This is a genomic window from Streptomyces sp. NPDC020192 (assembly GCF_044388685.1).
Classification (GTDB): Bacteria; Actinomycetota; Actinomycetes; order Streptomycetales; family Streptomycetaceae; genus Streptomyces.
In genome coordinates, this window is the sequence record NZ_JBIRXG010000012.1 from 52,521 (window position 1) to 73,896 (window position 21,376).

Annotated in this window: 23 protein-coding genes and 1 pseudogene; 17 read left to right on the forward strand and 7 right to left on the reverse strand. The window is 71.2% G+C overall.

The genetic code is table 11. The annotated features are described in order from the left end of the window. Window positions 1-23: 23 nt before the first annotated feature. From ACH47Z_RS23185 to ACH47Z_RS23195, 3 genes are read left to right on the forward strand one after another with little or no spacing between them, the layout of a single operon-like run. Complete coding sequence (locus ACH47Z_RS23185) at window positions 24-875, forward strand: alpha/beta hydrolase family protein (RefSeq protein ID WP_399076561.1); 852 nt, start codon at window positions 24-26, stop codon at window positions 873-875. 57 nt (window positions 876-932) lie between these two features. Continuing rightward, window positions 933-1,187: a MoaD/ThiS family protein gene (locus ACH47Z_RS23190; RefSeq protein WP_399076563.1), complete on the forward strand. Its 255-nt coding sequence runs from the start codon at window positions 933-935 to the stop codon at window positions 1,185-1,187. Window positions 1,188-1,194: 7 nt separating this feature from the next. Next, window positions 1,195-2,286 (forward strand): hypothetical protein, encoded by a 1,092-nt coding sequence (locus tag ACH47Z_RS23195; protein WP_399076565.1) that lies wholly within the window; start codon window positions 1,195-1,197, stop codon window positions 2,284-2,286. Window positions 2,287-2,438: 152 nt separating this feature from the next. Here ACH47Z_RS23195 and ACH47Z_RS23200 read toward each other — a convergent pair whose 3' ends face one another. The 3 genes from ACH47Z_RS23200 to ACH47Z_RS23210 all read right to left on the reverse strand — a co-directional run bounded on the left by ACH47Z_RS23200 (window position 2,439) and on the right by ACH47Z_RS23210 (window position 4,759). Further along, window positions 2,439-2,729: a DUF1416 domain-containing protein gene (locus tag ACH47Z_RS23200; RefSeq protein ID WP_043502058.1), complete on the reverse strand. Its 291-nt coding sequence runs from the start codon at window positions 2,727-2,729 to the stop codon at window positions 2,439-2,441. Between the two features lie 27 nt (window positions 2,730-2,756). Next, window positions 2,757-3,602, reverse strand: a complete 846-nt coding sequence (locus tag ACH47Z_RS23205) for a sulfurtransferase (RefSeq protein WP_399076567.1) — start codon at window positions 3,600-3,602, stop codon at window positions 2,757-2,759. A gap of 419 nt (window positions 3,603-4,021) precedes the next feature. Further along, window positions 4,022-4,759, reverse strand: coding sequence for a DUF2993 domain-containing protein (locus tag ACH47Z_RS23210; RefSeq protein WP_399076569.1), 738 nt, complete (start codon window positions 4,757-4,759; stop codon window positions 4,022-4,024). A 116-nt stretch (window positions 4,760-4,875) separates the two neighbouring features. Between ACH47Z_RS23210 and ACH47Z_RS23215 the strand changes: the two genes are divergently transcribed. Next, complete coding sequence (locus ACH47Z_RS23215; RefSeq protein WP_399076571.1) at window positions 4,876-5,139, forward strand: DUF3099 domain-containing protein; 264 nt, start codon at window positions 4,876-4,878, stop codon at window positions 5,137-5,139. 4 nt (window positions 5,140-5,143) lie between these two features. Here ACH47Z_RS23215 and ACH47Z_RS23220 read toward each other — a convergent pair whose 3' ends face one another. After that, window positions 5,144-5,506, reverse strand: a complete 363-nt coding sequence (locus ACH47Z_RS23220; RefSeq protein WP_399076573.1) for a DsrE family protein — start codon at window positions 5,504-5,506, stop codon at window positions 5,144-5,146. Window positions 5,507-5,859: 353 nt separating this feature from the next. Between ACH47Z_RS23220 and ACH47Z_RS23225 the strand changes: the two genes are divergently transcribed. The 3 genes from ACH47Z_RS23225 to ACH47Z_RS23235 are packed head-to-tail and all read left to right on the forward strand — an operon-like array spanning window position 5,860 to window position 7,893. Next, entirely contained in the window at window positions 5,860-6,435 is a 576-nt protein-coding gene (locus ACH47Z_RS23225) for an FABP family protein (RefSeq protein WP_399076575.1), read from the forward strand. A gap of 33 nt (window positions 6,436-6,468) precedes the next feature. Continuing rightward, window positions 6,469-6,918: a Fur family transcriptional regulator gene (locus ACH47Z_RS23230; protein WP_399076577.1), complete on the forward strand. Its 450-nt coding sequence runs from the start codon at window positions 6,469-6,471 to the stop codon at window positions 6,916-6,918. Between the two features lie 9 nt (window positions 6,919-6,927). Next, complete coding sequence (locus ACH47Z_RS23235) at window positions 6,928-7,893, forward strand: YgfZ/GcvT domain-containing protein (protein ID WP_399076579.1); 966 nt, start codon at window positions 6,928-6,930, stop codon at window positions 7,891-7,893. A gap of 7 nt (window positions 7,894-7,900) precedes the next feature. On the opposite strand, the gene dtd is transcribed toward ACH47Z_RS23235, so the two are convergent. Continuing rightward, window positions 7,901-8,326: a D-aminoacyl-tRNA deacylase gene (gene dtd, locus ACH47Z_RS23240; protein ID WP_399076581.1), complete on the reverse strand. Its 426-nt coding sequence runs from the start codon at window positions 8,324-8,326 to the stop codon at window positions 7,901-7,903. 159 nt (window positions 8,327-8,485) lie between these two features. Here dtd and ACH47Z_RS23245 point away from each other — a divergent pair, with 159 nt between their 5' ends. From ACH47Z_RS23245 to ACH47Z_RS23290, 10 genes and pseudogenes are all read left to right on the forward strand, one after another. Next, complete coding sequence (locus tag ACH47Z_RS23245) at window positions 8,486-9,109, forward strand: aerial mycelium formation protein (protein ID WP_399076583.1); 624 nt, start codon at window positions 8,486-8,488, stop codon at window positions 9,107-9,109. Window positions 9,110-9,340: 231 nt separating this feature from the next. Then, complete coding sequence (locus ACH47Z_RS23250) at window positions 9,341-10,183, forward strand: winged helix-turn-helix domain-containing protein (RefSeq protein ID WP_399076585.1); 843 nt, start codon at window positions 9,341-9,343, stop codon at window positions 10,181-10,183. Continuing rightward, window positions 10,183-10,890 carry an HAD family hydrolase gene (locus ACH47Z_RS23255; protein WP_399076587.1) on the forward strand — a complete coding sequence of 236 codons (708 nt, stop codon included), beginning with the start codon at window positions 10,183-10,185 and terminating at the stop codon, window positions 10,888-10,890. The genes ACH47Z_RS23250 and ACH47Z_RS23255 overlap by 1 nt, the downstream gene beginning before the upstream one ends. Before the next feature lie 74 nt (window positions 10,891-10,964). After that, on the forward strand, window positions 10,965-11,690 hold the full coding sequence (locus ACH47Z_RS23260) for an HAD family hydrolase (RefSeq protein ID WP_399076590.1): 726 nt from the start codon (window positions 10,965-10,967) through the stop codon (window positions 11,688-11,690). Between the two features lie 105 nt (window positions 11,691-11,795). Beyond that, window positions 11,796-12,746 (forward strand): ATP/GTP-binding protein, encoded by a 951-nt coding sequence (locus ACH47Z_RS23265; protein WP_399076592.1) that lies wholly within the window; start codon window positions 11,796-11,798, stop codon window positions 12,744-12,746. A 39-nt stretch (window positions 12,747-12,785) separates the two neighbouring features. Further along, window positions 12,786-13,400: a TetR/AcrR family transcriptional regulator gene (locus tag ACH47Z_RS23270; protein WP_399076594.1), complete on the forward strand. Its 615-nt coding sequence runs from the start codon at window positions 12,786-12,788 to the stop codon at window positions 13,398-13,400. Window positions 13,401-13,450: 50 nt separating this feature from the next. Beyond that, complete coding sequence (locus tag ACH47Z_RS23275) at window positions 13,451-15,481, forward strand: HelD family protein (RefSeq protein ID WP_399076596.1); 2,031 nt, start codon at window positions 13,451-13,453, stop codon at window positions 15,479-15,481. Next, window positions 15,448-15,869: pseudogene (locus ACH47Z_RS23280) on the forward strand (RraA family protein); the annotation flags it as partial. The gene ACH47Z_RS23275 and the pseudogene ACH47Z_RS23280, both read left to right, overlap by 34 nt. A 75-nt stretch (window positions 15,870-15,944) precedes the next feature. After that, entirely contained in the window at window positions 15,945-17,099 is a 1,155-nt protein-coding gene (locus tag ACH47Z_RS23285) for a sensor histidine kinase (protein ID WP_399076598.1), read from the forward strand. Next, a complete protein-coding gene (locus tag ACH47Z_RS23290; RefSeq protein ID WP_399076600.1) occupies window positions 17,096-17,743 on the forward strand; it encodes a response regulator in 648 nt (215 codons plus the stop codon). The genes ACH47Z_RS23285 and ACH47Z_RS23290 overlap by 4 nt, the downstream gene beginning before the upstream one ends. A 10-nt stretch (window positions 17,744-17,753) precedes the next feature. On the opposite strand, the gene ACH47Z_RS23295 is transcribed toward ACH47Z_RS23290, so the two are convergent. Then, window positions 17,754-18,917: an alpha/beta hydrolase family protein gene (locus ACH47Z_RS23295; protein ID WP_399076603.1), complete on the reverse strand. Its 1,164-nt coding sequence runs from the start codon at window positions 18,915-18,917 to the stop codon at window positions 17,754-17,756. Between the two features lie 79 nt (window positions 18,918-18,996). Next, on the reverse strand, window positions 18,997-21,363 hold the full coding sequence (locus tag ACH47Z_RS23300) for an ATP-binding cassette domain-containing protein (protein ID WP_399076605.1): 2,367 nt from the start codon (window positions 21,361-21,363) through the stop codon (window positions 18,997-18,999). Window positions 21,364-21,376 lie beyond the last annotated feature (13 nt).

Sequence of the window (21,376 nt, forward strand, 5' to 3'; positions counted from 1 at the left end):
CTCTGCCCAGCAGAATAGCCCACATGAGGAACCGTTCGGCAGGTCAAGCGGCGCATTCCACCGTTCGTCCGAATCCCGAGACAGACAGACAGGGCCCTATCCGGACGTTTCTGCGCACCGCCGACGGTATTCCGGTCGATTCCGTATACGATCCGGGCCCCGCCGTATACGAAACCCCACCGGACACCCACCGTTCGGACTCCCGTTCCCCGGTGTTCGTGATCGCCCACGGCTTCACCGGGGACGTGGACCGCCCGCACGTACGAAGGGTGGCGGGTGTCCTGCGCGGTTACGGCGCGGTCGTCACCTTCTCCTTCCGGGGCCACGGACGCTCCGGCGGCCGCTCCACGGTCGGCGACAAGGAGGTCCTGGACCTCGCCGCCGCCGTGGACTGGGCCCGCGGCCTCGGGCACGCGCGCGTGGTGACCGTCGGCTTCTCCATGGGCGGCTCGGTGGTGCTGCGGCACGCGGCCCTGCACCCGGGTACGGCCGACGCGGTGATCGCGGTCAGCGCGCCCGCCCGCTGGTACTACCGGGGCACCGCCCCCATGCGCCGGCTGCACTGGCTGGTCACCCGCCCCGAGGGCCGCCTGGTCGGCCGCTACGGCCTGCGCACCCGCATCCACCACCGTGACTGGGACCCGGTCCCGCTGTCCCCGGTGGAGGCGGCCCCGAGGATCGCCCCGACCCCCCTGCTGATCGTCCACGGCGACCGGGACGGCTATTTCCCCCTGGACCACCCCCGGATGCTGGCCGAGGCGGCCGGTGACCACGGGGAACTCTGGGTGGAGCCCGGCATGGGCCACGCCGAGCACGCGGCGGACGACGCGTTGCTGGCCCGGATCGCGGACTGGGCTGTGGTGAAGGCGGGCTAGCCTGACACCATCTGTCTTCTGTCTTTGTCTTTCCCTTGCCGTCGATTGAGGAACGAGATGCCCAAGGTCACGGTGCGCTACTGGGCCGCCGCCAAGGCCGCGTCCGGCGTCGCCGAGGAGCCGTACGACGCGGACACGCTGGCCGACGTGCTGGCCGCGGTGCGCGAGCGACACCCCGGTGAACTCACGCGCGTGCTGCAGCGATGCTCCTTCCTCATCGACGGTGACCCCGTCGGGACCCGCGCGCATGAGACGGTACGGCTGGCCGAGGGCGGCACGGTCGAGGTGCTCCCGCCGTTCGCAGGAGGATGAGGCGCCGATGAGCGACCAGCCGTATCAGGGGCCGTACGACGGCTACGACCCGTACCAGCAGCAACAGCAACAGCAGCAGTGGCCCGGGTATGAGCAGCAGCAGTACGGGCAGTACGACCCCCAGATGACCCAGCAGTGGCAGGGCCAGACCTGGGAGACCCAGACGCACGCGCAGACGCCGGTGCAGACATACGAGGCGCAGCAGCAGTACCAGCCGTATCAGCAGCCGTACCAGCAGCAGTACGCGCAGCCGGTACAGGCACCGGACGTCGCACCTGAAGTCGCACCGGAGCCGGAGGAGGCGCCGGAGTACGGCCCCGCGACGCTCGCCGGGAACTCCCGGATCACGGACGCCCAGCGGGCGCGACTGGAGGGCCGTTCGCCGGTCATCGAGCCCGGGATGCAGCCGGCGCTGCTGACCGCGGTGCTGGGTCTGCTGCTCGCCGCTACGGCGCCGGTCGCCTCGTACGCGCTGGTCGTGCCGCTGGTGGTGCTCCAGGCGGTGACCGCGGCGGGCTGGTTCCGGCTGAACGGCATGTGGCCGGCCCGGCAGGGCATCGCCCTGGCCTTCGCGGGCGGCCTGACGGCCGACGTGGCGGTCCTGGCCGCGGGCCGCGACAACGCCCCCGCCGCGATCCTCGGCCCGCTCGGCGTCTGGGTCCTGCTGTCCCTGGTCCTCCAGCTCCGCTCGCACGCCTCACCGGACGAGCGGATGTACGGCCTGATGGCGACGGTCGCCTCGTCGTCCCTGTCGGTCCTGGCCACCGGCTACCTGGCCGCGGGCCCGCACGCGGTGACCGTCGGCGCGGCGGCGGCCGCGGTCGCCGTCCTGGCCAGGGCCCTGCCCCTGCCGATCCCGGTCTCGGTCGTCGTCGCCCTGCTGGCCGCGGCCGGCGCCGGCATCGCGGCCGGCGGCATGACGGACTTCGGCAACAAGGGCGCGCTGCTGGGAGCGGCGGCGGGAGCCTGCGCCCTGATCGGCCACCGGGTGGCGAGCTACGACTACCCGTCCCGCTTCGTGCATTTCACGGCGGGTGTCGCTCTGCCTCTGTCGGCGGCGGCCCCGGTGGTGTGGGTCCTGGGGCGGGCGCTGGGCTAGGCGCCATGGACAAGCCACGAACGACCCGCACTCGGCAACGGCGACAAGCCGCCCACGGCGAATAGCCGAAGGGCCGCACCCCCCATGGCGTCCAACCCCGGGGGTGCGGCCCTTCAGCTCGTCACTCAGCCGTCACTGAGCCCTCGGCCCACTCAGACCGCGATGGCGACCTCGGCCAGCGCGCCCTTCTCCGCCACGACGACCGTGCGGTCGGCCGTGCCACCCGGCACCAGCGCGCGAACCGTCCACGTACCCTCGGCCGCGTAGAACCGGAACTGGCCGGTCGCCGAGGTCGGGACCTCGGCCGTGAACTCGCCGGTCGAGTCCAGCAGACGGACGTAGCCCGTCACCGGCTCGCCGTCGCGGGTCACCTGACCCTGGATCGTGGTTTCACCGGGCTTGATCGTCGAGGCGTCCGGGCCGCCGGCCTTCGCTCCGCACATGCTGTTTCTCCTGAGGGGTGGGATGTCTTACTTGCCGGAGCCGAGCTCGATCGGCACGCCGACGAGGGAGCCGTACTCGGTCCAGGAGCCGTCGTAGTTCTTGACGTTCTGGACGCCGAGCAGCTCGTGCAGCACGAACCAGGTCAGGGCCGAGCGCTCACCGATGCGGCAGTAGGCGATCGTGTCCTTGGCGAGGTCGACGCTCTCCTCGGCGTAGAGCTCCTTGAGCTCCTCGTCCGACTTGAAGGTGCCGTCGTCGTTGGCGTTCTTCGACCACGGGATGTTGCGCGCGCTCGGCACGTGGCCCGGGCGCTGCGACTGCTCCTGCGGCAGGTGGGCCGGGGCGAGCAGCTTGCCGCTGAACTCGTCGGGCGAGCGGACGTCGACCAGGTTCTGGGAGCCGATCGCGGCGACGACGTCGTCACGGAAGGCGCGGATCGAGGTGTCCTGGGCCTTGGCCTTGTACTCGGTCTTGGCGCGCTCGGGGACCTCGTCGCCGGCGACCAGCTCGCGGGCGTCCAGCTCCCACTTCTTGCGGCCGCCGTCGAGGAGCTTGACGTTCTCGTGGCCGTAGAGCTTGAAGTACCAGTAGGCGTACGACGCGAACCAGTTGTTGTTGCCGCCGTAGAGGATCACCAGCGTGTCGTTGGCGATGCCCTTCTCCGACAGCAGCTTCTCGAAGCCGGCCTGGTCGACGAAGTCGCGGCGGACGGGGTCCTGCAGGTCCTTGGTCCAGTCGATGCGGATCGCGTTCTTGATGTGGTTCTTCTCGTAGGCGGACGTGTCCTCGTCCACCTCCACGAGGGCGATGTTCGGGTTGTCCAGGTTGTCCTGGACCCAGTCGGCGTCTACGAGGACGTCGCTGCGGCTCATGCTCTTTCTCCTCCGGGGCAGTCGCGGCGGGGCGTGCAGAAGTAGAGAGGCGCGCGCTCGACGTGCGGGCGGCGCACGGGTGCCCTTACCAGCAGGGCGGCTGAGGGATGCGGAAGCGGCCGGCTTCCACTCAGAAGGGGCGACAGAGCATGGCGGCAACGCGGCACAGGTCCACTGCCCGCCGCTTGGTGAGATCCGCCTGTCGCCTCATGGCCCCGATCGTAGGGACGTCCGGGGGGCGTGTCACCGGTGTGTCATATGACGAGATGCGATCGTCCGGATAGTGGGACGAGAAGAGTGCCCGGGGCAGGCTGGTACGGCCTCCGGGTGCTCGTGCGGGTGACGGCATCTACGGTACGGACGTGACCGTCTCGCCTGTCGGACGCGGTGCGTCCACGGCGGCTGTTTCGCCGGTGTCCCTACCCCGCCAGCCTGACGTCCGAACCCTTCACATGGATCTCCACACCGTCCGGCGCGGCCTCCACCTTGTCCAGCTTGATGCCGCCGGGCAGCCGGTCGATGGCCTGCTGGAAGTCGGTGATCTCACGGATGCGGCTGTCGGCGATCGAGCCGGCGCCCAGCCTGGGCAGCGAGTCGGCGTGGACCTGGACCTTGTCGTTCTCGACGGTCACCGTGCTGAGCACGTTCACGGTCTGGGTGATGCCGAGGGAGGCGACGGTCCCCTCGACCTTGACCTTGATCTTGCCGTTGCCGCCGTCGGAGAGGCCCACGACCCGGGCGGTGATACCGGGCGCGACCTCGGTCGGCTCGGACTTGGCGGTCTTCAGCAGCTCGGCGTAGGAGACGGTCGCGGTGCCGGTGGCACTGTCCGCGGTGGCGGAGCTGTAGTCGCCGGAGAAGGAGACGCCCTTCATGTCGGCCTTCAGGTTGTCGATCCGGATCGTCTTGCCGGCGGTCCCGGTCTCGGCCTGGTAGTCCTTGATCCCCACCTCGACATCGTCCAGCGACCCGCCCGCGACCTGCGTGAGGAACGGGAACCCCTTGATGCTGACGTCCGGCGTCGAGGCCAGGTTCTCCCTCGACTTCAGCTTGTCGGCGGCCTGCCCCTCGGCGAAGTGCACGGCGATCCGGTCCGCGATCACGAACAGCCCGCCCAGGATCACGACGAGGATCAGGATTATTCGCAGGGCGCGCATGTGGTGGTTCCCCCGGGTCGGCGGTGTACGGCTACGTCACGGTAACCCTGCGGGGCGGGGTCGGCGGGGGATTGTGGATCAGTTGTGACAGGCCCCTCCCGGCCTACCCTGTACGTATGTACGCGCGGCGGCGCCACATCTACTTCGCCATGATGGGGACGTGCATCGGGCTCTTCGTCCTCGCCTGGGCGGTCGTACGCATCTGGTCGATCCCGGCGGCCGTCGGGCTGTGCGTCGTGGCCATGCTGATCCCGCCGGTGGCCGCGATGATCGCGAACCGGCGGGGCCCGGAGGACCGCTGGTGGGACGATCCGTCCGGGGATCCGCAGTCCGACGAGTGGTGGGACGAGCTGGACGGCAAGAAGCCCCCCAGGCGGTGAGCGGTCAGTAGACGAGCGCCTGGGTGTCCTCGGCGAGGGCTTCCTGTACGAAGACCTGCGCGCCGGCGATCCGTACGCCCTCGATGACGTCCTTCTCGGTGATCTCCCGGCGGGCGGCACACTGCGTGCACAGCGTGATGCGCCCCGCCGCGAGGACGGAGTCGATCAGATCCGGCAGCGGAGCGGCGTGCGGCAGTTCGAACTCCGCCGCCCGTCCCGGCAGCGCGAACCAGGACGACTCCCCGGTCAGCCACAGCGAGACCTCGACGCCGCTGGCCACGGCCACCGCCGCCACCGTGAACGCCTGCGAACAGCGCTCGGGCGCGTCGGCCCCGGCCGTCACCTTGATCACGAGCTTCTTGGTCATACCGGAAGGGTAGCCGCGACGACGACGGTGACGATCAGCGTGGCCACGCGGAGGAGGGTGGGCACGCCGCTGACGAGGGCTCCGTCGAGGCTGTCAAAAATTCCACAGTCGGGGTGCGGGCCCCGTTCAAGGCGTTGTCCGGGCGCACCTCATCAAGAGAGCCGGCCCCCGGCCGCGTAAGCTGGGGCCCGGCTCTGTCGTATGCCCACCCTCGCTCAAGGAGCACCCGTGGAGATCTTCTTCGAAACCCTGCTGGTCCTGGTCTGCGTCGGCGTGCTCGCCTTCGCTGCCCTGGCAGTGAAGAAGCTGTACCAGGGTCAGCGCTGAACCACATCTAGGAAAGCTTTCCGACCATGATCGAGATCCCGTCCGACCTGCACAAGGACCTCGTCCCGCTCGCCTTCCTGCTCGGCAACTGGGCCGGCGCGGGCGTGCACGACTTCCCCGGCTCGGAGAAGTGCAACTTCGGGCAGGAGGTCACCTTCAGCCACGACGGCCGGGACTTCCTGGAGTACCAGTCCCGCACCTGGGTGCTGGACAACGACGGCAACAAGGTCCGCCCGCTGGAGAACGAGTCCGGCTACTGGCGCATCGACGCCGACCGCAAGGTCGAGGTGACGATGACCCGCGACGACGGTGTCATCGAGATCTGGTACGGCGAGATGGCCGCCAAGAAGCCGCAGATCGACCTCGTCACGGACACCGTCGCCCGCACGGCCGGCGCCCAGCCGTACAGCGGTGGCAAGCGGCTCTACGGCTACGTCAAGAGCGACCTCATGTGGGTCGGCGAGAAGCAGACCCCGGAGGTCGAGCTGCGCCCCTACATGTCGGCCCACCTGAAGAAGGTCGTCACCCCGGAGGACGTCGAGCGCTGGGCCAAGGCCCTCCCGAAGGACATGCCGGACGACGGCATCGCGTTCTTCAAGTGAGCCCTGACGGCCGGTAGCCCTAGACTTTCCAGTGTGGTGAGCACCGACTGGAAGAGTGACCTCAGGCAGCGCGGCTACCGGCTGACGCCGCAGCGGCAGCTTGTGCTCGAAGCCGTGGACACCCTTGAGCACGCGACCCCCGACGCCATCCTCACGGAAGTGAAGAAGACGGCGTCGGGGGTCAACATTTCCACGGTCTACCGGACGCTGGAGCTGCTGGAGGAGCTGGGTCTGGTCAGCCATGCCCATCTGGGGCACGGTGCGCCCACCTATCACCTCGCCGACCGGCATCATCATCTGCACCTGGTGTGCCGGGACTGCGAGAACGTGATCGAGGCCGATGTGGACGTGGCCGCCGAGTTCACCGCCAAGCTGCGGGCGCAGTTCGGGTTCGACACCGACATGAAGCACTTCGCGCTCTTCGGCCGGTGCAAGGACTGTGCGCTGAAAGGCTCGACGAAGAGTTCGACCACCGCGTCGTAGGGTGGCCGTATGAAGAGCCCTCTGCTGTCCCTGCCCGGCGCCGTCCCCGCCGAGGGTGTGGACGAAGGTGTCGCCGCCCACTACGGCGACCTGTTCCGCGAGCAGCGCGCCCTCGCCGACGGCAACGGGTTCGTCGACCTGTCCCATCGCGGGGTCATCACCGTCACCGGCGACGACCGGCTGAGCTGGCTGCATCTGCTCCTCACCCAGCACGTCAGCGAGCTGCCGGTCGGCGAGGCCACCGAGGCGCTGATCCTCTCCGCGCACGGGCACATCGAGCACGCGTTGTACCTGGTCGATGACGGTACGACCGTGTGGGCGCACGTGGAGCCCGGGACCCGGGAGGCGCTCGTCGCCTACCTGGAGTCGATGAAGTTCTTCTACCGGGTCGAGGTCGCCGACCGGACGGCCGACTTCGCCGTCGTCCACCTTCCCGCCGGGTCCATCGGCGAGGTGCCGGACGGGGTCGTCGTACGGGAGACCGCGTACGGGCGTGATCTGTTCCTGCCGCGCGCCGACCTGGAGTCCTTCGCCGAGTCGCACGGGCCCGCCGCCGGGATCCTCGCCCACGAGGCGCTGCGCGTCGAGCACCACCGGCCCCGGCTCGGCTTCGAGACCGACCACCGGACCATTCCGCACGAGCTGGGCTGGATCGGCACGGCGGTGCATCTGCAGAAGGGCTGCTACCGGGGGCAGGAGACCGTCGCCCGCGTCCAGAACCTCGGCAAGCCGCCGCGCCGGCTGGTCTTCCTCCACCTCGACGGAAGTGAGGTGCACCTGCCGGTGCCGGGGACCGAGATCCGGCTCGCGGACGAGGGGCCCGACGGACGCAAGATCGGGTTCGTGACCACGTCCGTACGGCACCACGAGCTGGGGCCCGTCGCTCTGGCGCTGGTCAAGCGGAACGTGCCCCTCGATGCCCGGCTGGTCGCCGGGAACACCGCCGCCGCGCAGGAAGTCGTCGTCGAGCCCTGAGGCGTCGCTAGATCTCCAGCAGCACCGTGAACGGGCCGTCGTTCGTCAGTGACACCCTCATCTGGGCGCCGAAGCGGCCCGTCGCCACCGTCGCGCCCAGGGCCCGCAACTGGGACACCACCTCGTCGACCAGGGGCTCGGCGATGTCACCCGGGGCCGCCGCGTTCCAGGTGGGGCGGCGGCCCTTGCGTGCGTCGCCGTAGAGCGTGAACTGGCTGATGACCAGCAGCGGGGCGTCGATGTCGCTGCAGGACCTCTCGTCCTGGAGCATCCGGATGGACCACAGCTTGCGCGCGAGCTGGGCCGCCTTCTCCTTGGTGTCCTCATGGGTCACCCCGACGAGGACGCACAGCCCCTCGCCCTCGATCGCGCCCACCGTCTCGCCGTCCACGACGACGCTCGCGCCGTCCACCCGCTGTACCACCGCTCGCATGCGGACCATCATGCCGGGTGCGCCGCCCGTGCATACAGCGGGTCCATTATCAATCCCTTACCGCCCATCTGGGGCCGTTCGGGGGCACTCGGTCACATTGCGGTCGGTTGGGGTGGCACGATGCTTGCAGACGCCGGTCGAGGGGACGGTCAGGAGCACATGAGCACACCGAGTACCAGCGGTCGGCTGGGGGTCCAGGGGGTCCAGGGAATGCCGGAGACGGCGTACCGGCCGCCTGCCCAGCGTGCCGACGGCATTCCGGGCGCCACGCTGCCCGGGGAGCCCCGCGAGCCCGAGCCGGCCCGGCTGAGCCTGCCCGAGCTGCGCACCCTGCGCCGGGACGCCCAGCGCGACGAGGCGGATCTGAGTTATGTACGGCGGCTGCTCCAGGGCCGGATCGACATCCTGCGCGCGGAGCTGGGCCGGCGCGGCCGGGCCACCGTGCCGGCGCCGGCGGACGGCTCCGTGGTGGACCGGCTCCCGGAGATCCTCCAGGACGCCCCGGCCCGGCACCGCTCCTCGGCCCGCCATGTCACGCTCGGCACCCCGCACAACGAGGAGTACCGGCAGCTGGCCGCCGAGATGCTCGGCGAGGTCGAGCTGAGCGATCTCGAGGCCCGCACCGACCTCGAACTGGCCAGCGCGATGGGGCGGTTGGTGCGGTACGAGCAGGAGGTCTCCCGGCGTCGGCAGCGGCTGCAGCAGACCACCGACGAGTGCAGCTCGGAGATCGCCCGCCGGTACCGGGAGGGCGAGGCCCAGGTGGACGACCTGCTGAGCTGAGAACGGGGCGCCGCCCGGAAGGCCGACGCCCTGTTCCGCTCACCCGGGCTCCCGTGGTGCCCGGACCTCTTCTGGTACCGCCTGTTCAGTTGTGGCTGTGCACGGTCCGTATGCGGTTGTGGCTGTGCTGGTGTGAGGCCCCCGGTTCCATGGTTCTGCCACGCCGGCGGTGACTTGTAACCATCTGCCGACCAACTGCCCGAATTCGACGCGAAGTTGTACCGTTCGAGTGTGACGTCCACGTCCCAGGAGATCGCCGACACTCTGCGCGAACGCATCCGTACGGGTGCCCTCAGGGTGGGCGAGCGATTGCCGACCCAGGCCCGGCTGGCCGAGGAGTTCGGGGTCGAGCGCGCTGCCGTGCGCCAGGCGCTGCGGGTGCTCCTGGAGGACGGGCTGCTCAGGGATGCCGGCCGGGGCAGCCCGGCCCGGGTCGCCGCGTGGCGGTGCGTCCCCGAGGTGCCCCAGCCGACCATGGTGGCCCTCGGGCCCCGGCTGACCGAGGCGTTCTCGGCGCGGCACGTGCGGATCGACGCCGTCTGTCTGACCGCGCAGAGCCTGATCCCGGCGCTCGGCGAGCCGCTGCGGCTGATCCACGAGGGGCGGCTGCGCCCCGAGCGGATCGACGCCCGCATCCTGCTGCCGTCCCGCGACATCAACCTCGCTTTTCCGGTCTCGGTCGACGCCGGGAGCGCGGAGGACGACGCCGTGCACCAGCGGTGGCTGGCCATGCGCAACGCCCAGGGTCAGGTGCTCCAGCTCAACCTTCAGGCGCTGCGCGGCACCCACGGCATCGACGTCCAGGTCACCTTCCGGGCGCTGCCGTTCACTCCTCCGGTGAAGCTGTACCTGCTCAACGGGGAGGAGGCGCTGTTCGCGCACTACATGATCACGCGCCGCGAGGAGCCCACCGACAGCGGGACGCTGGAGATGTGGGACACCGTGGGCACCGAGTCCCTCCTTTTCTCCTTCGAGCGGCACTCCGGGCAGCGGGACGCGGCGTTCGTGGAGCAGTCGCAGAAGTGGTTCGACGCCCTCTGGGAAACCATCACTACGGACCTGACACTCTCCTAGTGACGTCTGACACGGCTTTTGATGCGAATGAGATCGAGAAGCTTCGGGAACTGATCACACCGGCCCGCTTCGTGCTGTGGGACTTCGACGGGCCCCTGTGCCGGCTGTTCGCCGGGCTCAGGGCGGAGCAGGTCGTCGCCGGCCTCGTGGAGTGGCTGGAGCGGCGGGGCCTGCACGGGCTGCTCACCGACTCCGAACGGGAGGCCCCGGACCCGGAGGCGGTCCTGCGCGCGGTCGGCCGCCGGCAACCGGGCAGCGACCTCGTCGCCGAGCTGGAGGAGCGGCTCACCCAGGAGGAGTTGCGGGCCGTCGCCTTCGCCCTGCCCACGTCCTATGCCGACCCGCTGATCCGCACCTGGACGGCCGTGGGCGTACGCATGGCCGTCACGACCGGCAACTCCCCGCACACGGTTCGCGCCTACCTCGAGAGCCGTGGGCTCGTCGACTGTTTCTCCCCGCACATCTACGGCCGCACGCACCGCCTCGACCGCGCCCTGACCGGGATGACGGCACCCCCGTCCCGCACGCTGATGATCGGCGACACCGTCTCGGACCTGGAAGCGGCCCGGGAGGCGGGCGTGCCGTTCCTCGGCTGTGCGCGCCACGAGGGCAGGGAGCGGTCGCTGCGGGCGGCCGGCGCCGAGCTGGTCGTATCGTCGCTGGAGCCACTCCTGATGCTCCTCAGGAGCCCGGAGCGCTTGCCGTAACCGGATATTCGCGGGCGGTTCCGGGGCAGGCTTGCAGGAGACGGGTGACTGGTTCGAGGAGCGGATGGAACGGCATGGCTGGTACGTACGACGACGCCGAGGAGGCGTGGGAGCTCCTGGGTGACGGGACCGGCCCGGCCTGTGTGCTGTTCGACTTCGACGGGCCGCTGTGCCGGTTGTTCCCGTACGACAGCTCGCTGCCGCTCGCGGACGCCCTGCGGGAGACCGTGGCCGCCGAGGGCCTGCTGGACGTGCTCTCCGAGGACGAACGCGGCGACAAGGATCCGTACATGGTGCTGCGTGCCGTCCACCGTGCCCGGGGGAAACGGGACGTGGGCGATCTGGTGGCGCGACTGGACGAGCAGGTCACCGAGGGCGAGCGGAACGCCGCCCGGTCCGCGCTGCCCACACCCGGCGCGGCCGAGTTCGTCAGGTGGCTGGCCGGGCGTGGCACACGGCTGGCCGTCGTCACGAACAACGCGGCGGCCGCGGCGGACGACTACCTGCGCGGGATCGGGCTGCGGGAGTGTTTCGCGGCCGTCCACGGCCGCGCCGCCGATCCCGACCTGATGAAGCCGCACCCCGACGTGCTCCACCGCGCCCTGCGGAGCGTGGGCCTGCCGCCGGACGAGGCGGTGATGATCGGCGACACCCCGACGGAGTTCATGGCGGCGGAGCAGGCGGACGTCCGGTTCGTCGGTATCGGACGCAACTCCGGGAAGCGGCAGCGGATGCGCGATGCCGGAGCCAAGACCGTGCTGGCGTCGTACGAGCCCCTGCTGGACCGGATCGCGCGGTGAGCCGGGCCGGTGCGCCCCTCTTCCTGAGCGGAGCCGTTACCGGGCACCATGAATGCACGGTTTCAACGCGCCTGCCAATAGGGGGATTTGGTGGCGGACAGAACGTTGAGAAGCAGGGTGGCGGCCGGCTGGGCGCGGGCCGAGGGCACGGTGTCGAAGATCGTGCTGCTGGCCGTGTTCGGCCTGAACCTGGTCGCCCAGTTCGTGAAGCCCCTGGGCGACGCACTGCAGGGCAACGTCTACATCGGCGGGGCGCTGCTGAGCCTGGTGGGTTTCCTGCTCTACAGCGAGGTGCAGCGGCTGAACTCGGCCCACGAGACCCAGCGTGAGGTCACGGCGGAGCTGCGGGAGACCGTCCGGGCGCTGAGTGGGCAGGTGTCCCGGCTCGGCGAGGCCCAGCGTTCGGCGGCCGGGGCGCCGATCAGCCAGAACCAGGTGCTGGCGGAGTTCCACAGCGCGCTGCGGGACAGGGAGCGGGTCGAGTTCCGCGTCATGTGCTTCACCGGGGAGACCCTCGTCACCAGTCTCAAGGAGTTCCTCCAGGCCCTGCCCGCCAATGAGCGGCGCGAGGTGACCGTGCGGTTCCTCGTCCCCGACTTTCTCCAGGAGATGGACGTGCCGGGGCAGGTGGTCGACGGCCGGGCGTGCGACTCGCCCGAATTCCGTGCCTTTCTGGACGACCAGGTCCGCCGTTACGAGCGGGACCTGAAGCAGACGAAGGTCCGGATGCGCGACCGCGGACAGGGGAACCTGCATGTCGGGTTCCAGGTGCTGCACTTCACGCCGGGGGAGAAGCTGTACCTGATCGACGACAGCTTCATGGCCGAGGGCGCGTACGACAAGGCCGTGCTGTGGCCCGAGGAGAACGGACGGAAAGTGCTCGACCTCATCGGGAACGAGGTGATGCTGACCGGCTGGCGCTGGGACGACGGGCAGCGGGCGCGGGACACCATCAGCCGCAAACGGGAGTACTTCGACACCCTCTGGGACCAGGCCCGCTCCCTGACCGCACCCGCCCCGGCCACCCCGGTCCCCGCACCCCAGACCGGCGACTGACCCGGACCCGGCCTCCTCCTCCCGGCATAGGCTCGGCCCATGGGTGAGATGGGCCTGCGTGAGCGCAAGAAGCAGCGGATGTACCAGGACGTGTCGGACATCGCCGTACGGCTGTTCCTGGAGCGGGGCTTCGACGCGGTGTCCGTGGCGGAGGTCGCCGCCGCGGCCGGGATCTCCAAGCCGACTCTCTTCCGGTACTTCCCGGCCAAGGAGGACCTGGTCCTGCACCGGATCGCCGACCACGAGACGGAGGCCGCGCGGGTCGTCGCCGACGCGGCCGACCCGGTGGACGCGCTGCGCCGGCACTTCCTCGCCGGACTGGAACGCCACGACCCGGTCACCGGCCTGAACGATCACCCCGGCGTCCTCGCCTTCCACGCCCTGCTCTACGGCACCCCGTCCCTGGTCGCGCGGGCGTACCGCCATCAGGAGCGGTCCGAGGCGGCCCTCGCGGAGGCGCTCGGCGGGGACCTGGACGCGCGGCTCGCCGCCGGGCAGATCACCGCCGTCCAGCGGATCCTCGCGCTGGAGAACTTCCGGCGGATCGCGGCGGGGGAGCGGGTCGAGGAGGTGGCACCGGACGCCGTACGGGCCGCCGAGCGGGCCTTCGCGCGGCTGGCGGAGGGCCTGCCGGACCTGAAGAGCACTGAGTGAGACTGGGTTAAAAATGTAACTCGGTAACGTTATGGCGGTACGCTGGCGCCATGACGCCACTCGACCCCGCCCTCACCGACACCCTCCACACCGAGCGCGCCCACCACGACCGCTGTCGTGCCGCCCTCACCGCGATGGTCGAGGGCGCCGCCGAGCAGGTCGTCATCGGCGAGGACGTCTCCGCCTCCGGAGCCGACGCCGAGGTGCTCGGCCACCGGCTGCGCAGCCGGGCCAAGGCCATGCGCGAACTCCCGCCCGGCCCGCTCTTCTTCGGCCGCCTCGACTTCGGGGCCGACGATCCCGGGCACAGCGGCGCGGCCTACCACGTCGGCCGCCTGCGCATCACCGAGGACCCGGCCGCCCCACCCCTCGTGATCGACTGGCGGGCCCCCGTCTCCCGCGCCTTCTACCAGGCGAGCGCCCGCGATCCCCAGGGTGTGGAGACACGGCGCCGGTTCGGCTGGGCGCCCGGCAGCGACGGCGACTCCGCCCACCTGACCGGGCTGGAGGACGAGTACCTGGGCCGGGGCGAGTCCAGGGCCAGTGACATCGTCGCCCGCGAGATCGAACGGCCCCGGGTCGGCCCCATGCGGGACATCGCCGCCACCATCCAGCCCGAACAGGACGACCTGGTCCGCGCCGCCCTCACCGACTCGGTGTGCGTCCAGGGCGCCCCCGGCACCGGCAAGACCGCCGTGGGCCTGCACCGCGCCGCCTACCTCCTCTACACCCACCCCCAGCGCCTCCAACGCGCCGGCCTGCTGATCCTCGGCCCCAACCGCACGTTCCTGTCGTACATCGCCGAGGTACTGCCCTCCCTGGGGGAGTCGGGGGTCCGGCAGACGACCCTGCCGGAGGAGATCGCCCGCCGGCCCGTCACCGGCGGCGATTCCGTGGCGGCCGCCGTGATCAAGCACGACGCCCGCATGGCCGAGGTGCTGCGCCGGGCGCTGTACGCGCGCGTGAACGTCGAGGGGATCGCCGACCTCGCCGTACCCGACGGCTCCTACCGCTGGCGGGTGTCCGCCGCCGAACTGACCGCGATCGTCGAGGAGGTGCGCGCCGAGGAGCCGCCGTACGCCATCGGGCGCGAGCGGGTGCGCACCCGGGTGGTACGGCGCCTGCGCGAGCACGCCGAACGGCGCTCCGGGGTCCTGCCCGCCGCCTGGGTACGCCGGATCGAACGGGCCCGGCCGCTGACCGCCTGCCTGGACGCGGTGTGGCCGAAGGTCCGGCCGGAGGAGATCCTCGCCGAACTCCTCACGGATGCGGGGACGTTGGCGCAGGCGGCGCAGGGGCTGCTGGACGAGGACGAGCAGGCGCTGGTGGTGTGGCCCCGCCCGCCGCGCTCGTACAGGTCGGCCCGCTGGTCGGCCGCCGACCTGGTCCTGCTGGACGAGCTGTCCGGGCTGATCGAACACCCCGAGGGGTACGGGCACATCGTGGTCGACGAGGCGCAGGACCTGTCGCCCATGGAGTGCCGGGCGATCGCCCGCCGGGCCGCCTTCGGCTCGCTGACCGTCCTCGGCGACCTCGCCCAGGGCACCACCCCGTGGGCCGCCCGCGACTGGTCGGTCCAGCTGCGCCACCTCGGCAGACCGGACGCGACGGTGGTGCCGCTGACGACCGGCTTCCGGGTACCGGCGGCCGTCGTCGCACTGGCCAACCGGCTGCTGGCCCGCCTGGACGTGTCCGTACCGGAGGCCCGGTCCCTGCGCACCGACGGGGAGTTGAGGCTGCGGCCGACGAGGGACGTGCCGGGCACGACCGTGACGGCGGTCCGCGAGGCGCTGGCCCGGGAGGGCTCGGTGGGCGTGGTGGCGGCGGACGCGGAGGTGGCGGGCGTGGCGGAGGCCCTGACGGCGGCCGGCATCGCCACGTCCGGCCCGGACGCGCTGGGCGCCCGGGTGACCGTCGTCCCCGCGAGCATGGTCAAGGGCCTGGAGTACGACCACGTCGTGGCCGTGGAACCGGCCGCGGTGACGGAGGCGGAGGAGCGGGGCGCGCACCGGCTGTACGTCGTCCTGACCCGCGCGGTGTCCCGGCTGGATGTGATCCACTCCCGTCCGCTGCCGTTCTGACGGCGAAGGTCATGCTCACCGTCAGCTGCCCGCCCGGCGACACCCTCATGCTGCACGCGGCCATCCACCGCGCCGAGCCCGGCTCGGTCATCGTGGTCGAGTCCGGGGACCTGGATCACGCGCTGGCCGGCGGCAACGTGTGCGCGGTCGCGCAGCGCAACGGCGTCGCCGCGTTCGTCGCCGACGGCCTGATCCGCTGGATTCGGGGGACGTGGTCGTGGCGGACGAGGAGGGCGTGGTGGTCGTACCGGCGGCACGGGCGGAGGAAGTCCTGCGGGGGGCTCGGGCGAAGCTCGCGAAGGAGGCCGAGGAGACCTTGGACGGCTGGGTGAGGGCTCATCGGGTGCGGATCGGCGAGCTGTTGGCGGCCGGTGGGTTCGAGGGCTGAGCAGGGTGCGTCCGCTGCCGGACGTAAGCCTCCGGGCGGACGTCCGGAGGTGAAGGAGCTGGCTACCATCCCCCGGTGGATCGAGCGTTGCCGCGTGCGCCGTGGCTGAGACGGCTGCCTTCCGGCGCGTGGACGGCGGTGTCCTGGTGCGCCGCCGCCCTGTTCGCGCTGCTGTTGTTCGGGTCGACGACCTATCAGGTCGCCCTGCACGGACCGCGCGGGGCGTTCTTCACGGGGCTCTGGCAGCGGGCGGCCATGGCCGTCCTGCTGGCGCTGCCGGTCGGCTGGGCGCGGCGCCGGCCGGTGCCGGTGTTCGGGGTGGTCGCCGCCGAGTCGGTCCTGACGTTCGCGCTCGGTGAGAACACCTGGCCCCTGTTCGTGGCCATGGCCTGCCTGGTCGGACATCTCGCGGCCGGCCGGCCGCGCCGTACCGCTCTGACGGCGGCCGGCGGCGCACTGGGCCTGTGGATCGCCCAGTGGGCGGCGGGCAGCCACCACGGCGAGACGCTCGGGGACGCGGTCAGTACCGTTCTGGGCATGGCGGCGACCATCGCGGTTCCCTGGATGATCGGCAACTCGGTACGCCAGCAGCGCCGGTACGGCCAGGCTCTGCGTGACCATGCCGCCGACCGGGCGGTGACGGAGGAACGCCTGCGCATCGCACGGGAGTTGCACGACATGGTCGCGCACAGCATCGGTGTGATCGCCATCCAGTCCGGGGCAGCCGGCCTCGTGCTCGACACCCAGCCCGAACGGGTACGTCAGGCGCTCACCGCCATCGAGAGCACCAGCCGGGAGACACTGGCCGGGCTGCGCCGGATGCTGGTCTCGCTCCGCCAGGCCGAGGCCGAAGCCCCGGCGGAGGGGCTGGAGGGCGTCGACCGGCTGGTCGAGCGGGCCGCCGGGGCGGGGCTCCTGGTCGAGGTCGAGTGGCGGGGGCGGCGGCGACCGCTGCCTCCCGAGATCGACCTGGCCGCCTTCCGGATCATCCAGGAGTCGGTCACCAACGCGGTGCGCCACTCCGGCGGCCGCCGCTGCCGGGTGTCGGTGGAGTACGGGACCGAGGCGGTGGCCATCGAGGTCGTCGACGACGGGCGGGGCGGGACCACACGCGGTCCCGGCTTCGGGATCTCCGGGATGCGGGAGCGGGCCACCCTGCTGAACGGGCAGTTCAGCGCGGGTGCACGACCCGACGGCGGATTCCAGGTGGCGGCGAGGATACCGGTATGACCATCACTGTCCTGCTGGCGGACGACCAGCCGTTGGTACGCGCCGGGTTGACGATGGTCATCGACGGGCTGCCCGACCTGGAGATCGTCGCCGAGGCCGCCACGGGCGCCGAAGCGGTCCGGCTGGCCCGCGAGATGCGGCCCGACGTGGTGGTGATGGACATCCGGATGCCCGGCATGGACGGCATCGAGGCCACGCGGGCCGTCGCGGCCGACGACGGGGCGCCCCGGGTCCTCATCCTCACCACCTTCGACGACGACGACAACGTCTATGCCGCGCTGCGGGCCGGGGCGAGCGGGTTCCTGGTCAAGGACATGGCGCTGACGGACATCATCGCGGCGATCCGGGTGGTGGCCGGCGGTGACGCGTTGATCGCGCCCGGGGTGACCCGCCGGCTGATCCGTGAGTTCGCCGAACGGCCCCGTCCCGCCCCGGCCCGGCAGGAGCTGCCCCGCATCACGGACCGGGAACGGGAGGTGCTGACCCTGATCGGGCGGGGACTGTCCAACGGGGAGATCGCGGAGCGGCTCTTCATCGGGCAGGCCACCGTCAAGACCCATGTGGCCCGCTTGCTGCACAAGCTGGCGGCGCGTGACCGCGTCCAGCTGGTCATCGCCGCGTATCAGGCGGGCCTGGTGTCCTGAGCGGACCGGATCACGGGTGCTGGAAGGCGACTTCCGGGTTCGCCGCCGAGGGGCCGTCCAGCAGGGGCTGGTGGATGCCCCTGAGGGTCTGGTCGAAGTAGGCGCCGAGGTAGGCACGGGTCAGCTCTTCGCCGCGCGGTCCGGAGATCTCCCCGGTGGGTGTGGGCCTGCCGAGCTCCTCGTAGAGCAGATCCAGGTCGGTGAAGCTGCCGTGGTCCGCGCCGGCCACGGTCAGCCAGCGCTTCCAGCCGTCCATGTGCTGCCAGGCGGCGTCCCAGGTGGTCTCCTTGCCCGGGACCATGTCCTGCTGGTTGCCGAGCAGGAGGAAGGGGCGGTGGTGCAGACCGGCGGCCGGGAAGGGCGCGAAGAAGGTGCCGTCCAGGTCGGCGCCGGACCGTATCCGGTGGTCGGCGGCCATGGCCAGGGCGGTGGCGTCACCGCCGAAGGAGTGTCCGGCCATGCCGATGCGCCGGGGATCGATCAGGCGGGCGTGGCGCCAGGCGGGGTGACGGGACGTCAGCCGGTCGATGACGAAGGACAGGTCCTTGACCCTGCTGTCGCCCACGGCCTCGGGGGTGATGTCCCGGCGGTCGCAGATGGCGCAGGCGAGCGTACGGCCGTCGGGGAAGGTGACGCCGGCCGCCTCGTAGGTGTGGTCGACCAGCGCGACCACAGAGCCCCGGCTGGCCAGGTCCTCGGCGAGACCGGTCAGGCTGGAGCGCTGAAGACCGAGGCCGGGGGAGAGCACCACCAGGGGGTGTCTGCCGGAGACCGGGCGGGCGTCGGTGCGCGCCCAGGTACGGGTCGAAGCGACCGTCTCCGGCGGGATGCCCCGGCCCGGAGCCTTGGCCTCCAGCAGCAGCCGGGCCTCCTCCACGGTCATGTAGGGAGCCGGGCTGCCCGTGCCGGCGTGGGCGGGGTAGTACATCGACACCATCAGCTGGCGGGCCCCCACCGCCGGCACCCACGGGTCCGTGCGGTGCGCGTCCACCAGGTGCAGCACGTCGCGGCCGACGGCGTAGGGGCCGGTGGGGCGGGGGAGCGCGAGCTGACCAGGGGTGTCGACGGCGGTGTGGGCGGCGGGTGCCGGAGCGGCGAAGGCCGGCTGGATGAGGGGCAGCGGCAGCAGGAGCGCCAGTGCGGCGGCCGCGGTCATGCGTCGGATTCCGTTCATGCCGGGAAGCTAGATCGCGGACGGGGTCCCTGACGTCAGCTCCGGAGCGGACCCGCGCGTCCCCTCACGGGCGGACGGGTCACGCCCCCACGTACTCGGCCAGGTGTTCCCCGGTCACCGTGGACCGTGCGGCGACCAGCTCCGCCGGCGTCCCCTCGAAGACCACCCGCCCCCCGTCGTGCCCGGCCCCCGGCCCGAGGTCGATGATCCAGTCCGCGTGGGCCATCACGGCCTGGTGGTGCTCGACCACGATCACCGACTTGCCGGAGTCGACCAGCCGGTCCAGGAGGGCCAGCAGATGCTCGACGTCGGCCAGGTGGAGACCGGTCGTCGGCTCGTCGAGGACGTAGACGCCCCCCTTGTCGGCCATGTGCGTGGCCAGCTTCAGGCGCTGGCGTTCGCCGCCCGACAGGGTGGTCAGCGGCTGGCCGAGGGTGAGGTAGCCGAGGCCGACGTCGGACATCCGCTGGAGGATCCTGTGGGCCGCCGGGATGTGCGCCTCACCGGCCCGGAAGAACTCCTCCGCCTCGGTCACCGACATCGCCAGCACCTCAGCGATGTCCCGCCCGCCGAGTGTGTACTCCAGCACCGACGCCTCGAACCGCTTGCCCTCGCACTCCTCGCAGGTCGTGGCGACCCCGGCCATCATCGCCAGGTCGGTGTAGACGACCCCGGCGCCGTTGCAGGTGGGGCAGGCGCCCTCGGAGTTGGCGCTGAACAGGGCCGGCTTGACGCCGTTGGCCTTGGCGAAGGCCTTGCGGATGGGCTCCAGCAGGCCGGTGTACGTCGCCGGGTTGCTGCGCCGGGAGCCGCGGATCGGGGTCTGGTCGATCGACACGACCTCCGCGCCCTTCGGTACCGAGCCGTGGACCAGCGAACTCTTGCCGGAGCCCGCGACACCGGTGACCACGCACAGCACGCCGAGCGGGATGTCGACGTCGACGTCCTGGAGGTTGTGCGTCGTCGCGCCGCGGATCTCCAGGGCGCCGGTCGCCTTGCGGACGGTGTCCTTCACGGCGGCCCGGTCGTCCAGATGGCGGCCGGTGAGGGTGCCACTGGCCCGCAGCCCCGCCACCGTGCCCTCGAAGCAGACCGAGCCTCCTGCCGTGCCGGCGCCGGGGCCGAGGTCCACGACATGGTCGGCGATCGCGATGACCTCCGGCTTGTGCTCCACCACCAGCACCGTGTTGCCCTTGTCGCGCAGCCGCAGCAGCAGGTCGTTCATCCGTCGGATGTCGTGCGGGTGCAGACCGGTGGTGGGCTCGTCGAAGACGTACGTCACGTCGGTCAGCGAAGAACCCAGGTGGCGGACCATCTTCACGCGCTGCGCCTCGCCGCCCGACAGCGTGCCCGCCGGCCGGTCGAGCGAGAGGTAGCCGAGGCCGATCTCCACGAAGGAGTCGAGGGCGTGGCGCAGGGAGGCGAGCAGCGGCGCCACCGACGGCTCGTCCAGCCCTCGTACCCACTGCGCCAGATCGCTGATCTGCATCGCGCACGCGTCCGCGATGCTCACGCCCGCGATCTTCGAGGAGCGGGCCGCCTCGGTGAGCCGGGTGCCCTCGCACTCGGGGCAGACGGCGAAGGTGACCGCGCGGTCCACGAAGGCCCGGATGTGCGGCTGCATGCCCTCGCGGTCCTTGGCGAGCATCGACTTCTGGATCCGCGGGATCAGACCCTCGTACGTCATGTTGATGCCCGCGATCTTCATGCGGGTCGGCTCGCGGTACAGGAAGTCCTGCAGTTCCCGCTTGGTGTACCTGCTGATCGGCTTGTCCGGGTCGACCAGGCCGGACTCGGCGTAGAGGCGGTGGTTCCAGCCGCCGGACTTGTAGCCGGGGACCGACAGCGCGCCCTCGTTGAGGGACAGGGAGTCGTCGTAGAGCTGGGTGAGGTCGAGGTCGGAGACCGCGCCCCGGCCCTCGCAGCGCGGGCACATACCGCCGGTGATGCTGAACTCGCGCCGCTCCTTCACCTTCTGCCCGCCGCGCTCCACGGTGACCGCGCCGGCGCCGCTGATCGAGGCCACGTTGAAGGAGAACGCCTTGGGCGAGCCGATGTGCGGCGTGCCGAGCCGGCTGAAGAGGATGCGCAGCATGGCGTTGGCGTCGGTGGCGGTGCCGACGGTGGACCTCGGGTCGGCGCCCATCCGCTGCTGGTCGACGGTGATCACGGTGGTCAGCCCGTCGAGGACGTCGACCTCGGGGCGCGCCAGGTTCGGCATGAAGCCCTGGATGAAGGCGCTGTAGGTCTCGTTGATCAGCCGCTGCGACTCGGCGGCGATCGTGTCGAACACCAGGGAACTCTTGCCCGAGCCCGACACGCCGGTGAACACCGTCAGCCGGCGCTTGGGCAGCTCGACGTCGACGTCCTTGAGGTTGTTCTCGCGGGCACCGTGCACCCGGATCAGGTCATGGCTGTCGGCGGCGTGCGCTGCGGTGAGATCCATGCCGGCCAACCTA

Excerpts from the sequence above, each read along its gene's own strand:
- ACH47Z_RS23235 (WP_399076579.1), top strand. The coding sequence starts at position 6,928 with ATGAAGAGCCCTCTGCTGTCCCTGCCCGGCGCCGTCCCCGCCGAGGGT.
- ACH47Z_RS23195 (WP_399076565.1), top strand. The coding sequence starts at position 1,195 with ATGAGCGACCAGCCGTATCAGGGGCCGTACGACGGCTACGACCCGTAC.
- ACH47Z_RS23225 (WP_399076575.1), top strand. The coding sequence starts at position 5,860 with ATGATCGAGATCCCGTCCGACCTGCACAAGGACCTCGTCCCGCTCGCC.
- ACH47Z_RS23215 (WP_399076571.1), top strand. The coding sequence starts at position 4,876 with ATGTACGCGCGGCGGCGCCACATCTACTTCGCCATGATGGGGACGTGC.
- ACH47Z_RS23245 (WP_399076583.1), top strand. The coding sequence starts at position 8,486 with ATGAGCACACCGAGTACCAGCGGTCGGCTGGGGGTCCAGGGGGTCCAG.
- ACH47Z_RS23295 (WP_399076603.1), bottom strand. The coding sequence starts at position 18,917 with ATGAACGGAATCCGACGCATGACCGCGGCCGCCGCACTGGCGCTCCTG.
- ACH47Z_RS23205 (WP_399076567.1), bottom strand. The coding sequence starts at position 3,602 with ATGAGCCGCAGCGACGTCCTCGTAGACGCCGACTGGGTCCAGGACAAC.
- ACH47Z_RS23220 (WP_399076573.1), bottom strand. The coding sequence starts at position 5,506 with ATGACCAAGAAGCTCGTGATCAAGGTGACGGCCGGGGCCGACGCGCCC.
- ACH47Z_RS23190 (WP_399076563.1), top strand. The coding sequence starts at position 933 with ATGCCCAAGGTCACGGTGCGCTACTGGGCCGCCGCCAAGGCCGCGTCC.
- dtd (WP_399076581.1), bottom strand. The coding sequence starts at position 8,326 with ATGCGAGCGGTGGTACAGCGGGTGGACGGCGCGAGCGTCGTCGTGGAC.
- ACH47Z_RS23275 (WP_399076596.1), top strand. The coding sequence starts at position 13,451 with ATGACGCCACTCGACCCCGCCCTCACCGACACCCTCCACACCGAGCGC.
- ACH47Z_RS23210 (WP_399076569.1), bottom strand. The coding sequence starts at position 4,759 with ATGCGCGCCCTGCGAATAATCCTGATCCTCGTCGTGATCCTGGGCGGG.
- ACH47Z_RS23290 (WP_399076600.1), top strand. The coding sequence starts at position 17,096 with ATGACCATCACTGTCCTGCTGGCGGACGACCAGCCGTTGGTACGCGCC.
- ACH47Z_RS23260 (WP_399076590.1), top strand. The coding sequence starts at position 10,965 with ATGGCTGGTACGTACGACGACGCCGAGGAGGCGTGGGAGCTCCTGGGT.
- ACH47Z_RS23270 (WP_399076594.1), top strand. The coding sequence starts at position 12,786 with ATGGGTGAGATGGGCCTGCGTGAGCGCAAGAAGCAGCGGATGTACCAG.
- ACH47Z_RS23185 (WP_399076561.1), top strand. The coding sequence starts at position 24 with ATGAGGAACCGTTCGGCAGGTCAAGCGGCGCATTCCACCGTTCGTCCG.
- ACH47Z_RS23200 (WP_043502058.1), bottom strand. The coding sequence starts at position 2,729 with ATGTGCGGAGCGAAGGCCGGCGGCCCGGACGCCTCGACGATCAAGCCC.
- ACH47Z_RS23300 (WP_399076605.1), bottom strand. The coding sequence starts at position 21,363 with ATGGATCTCACCGCAGCGCACGCCGCCGACAGCCATGACCTGATCCGG.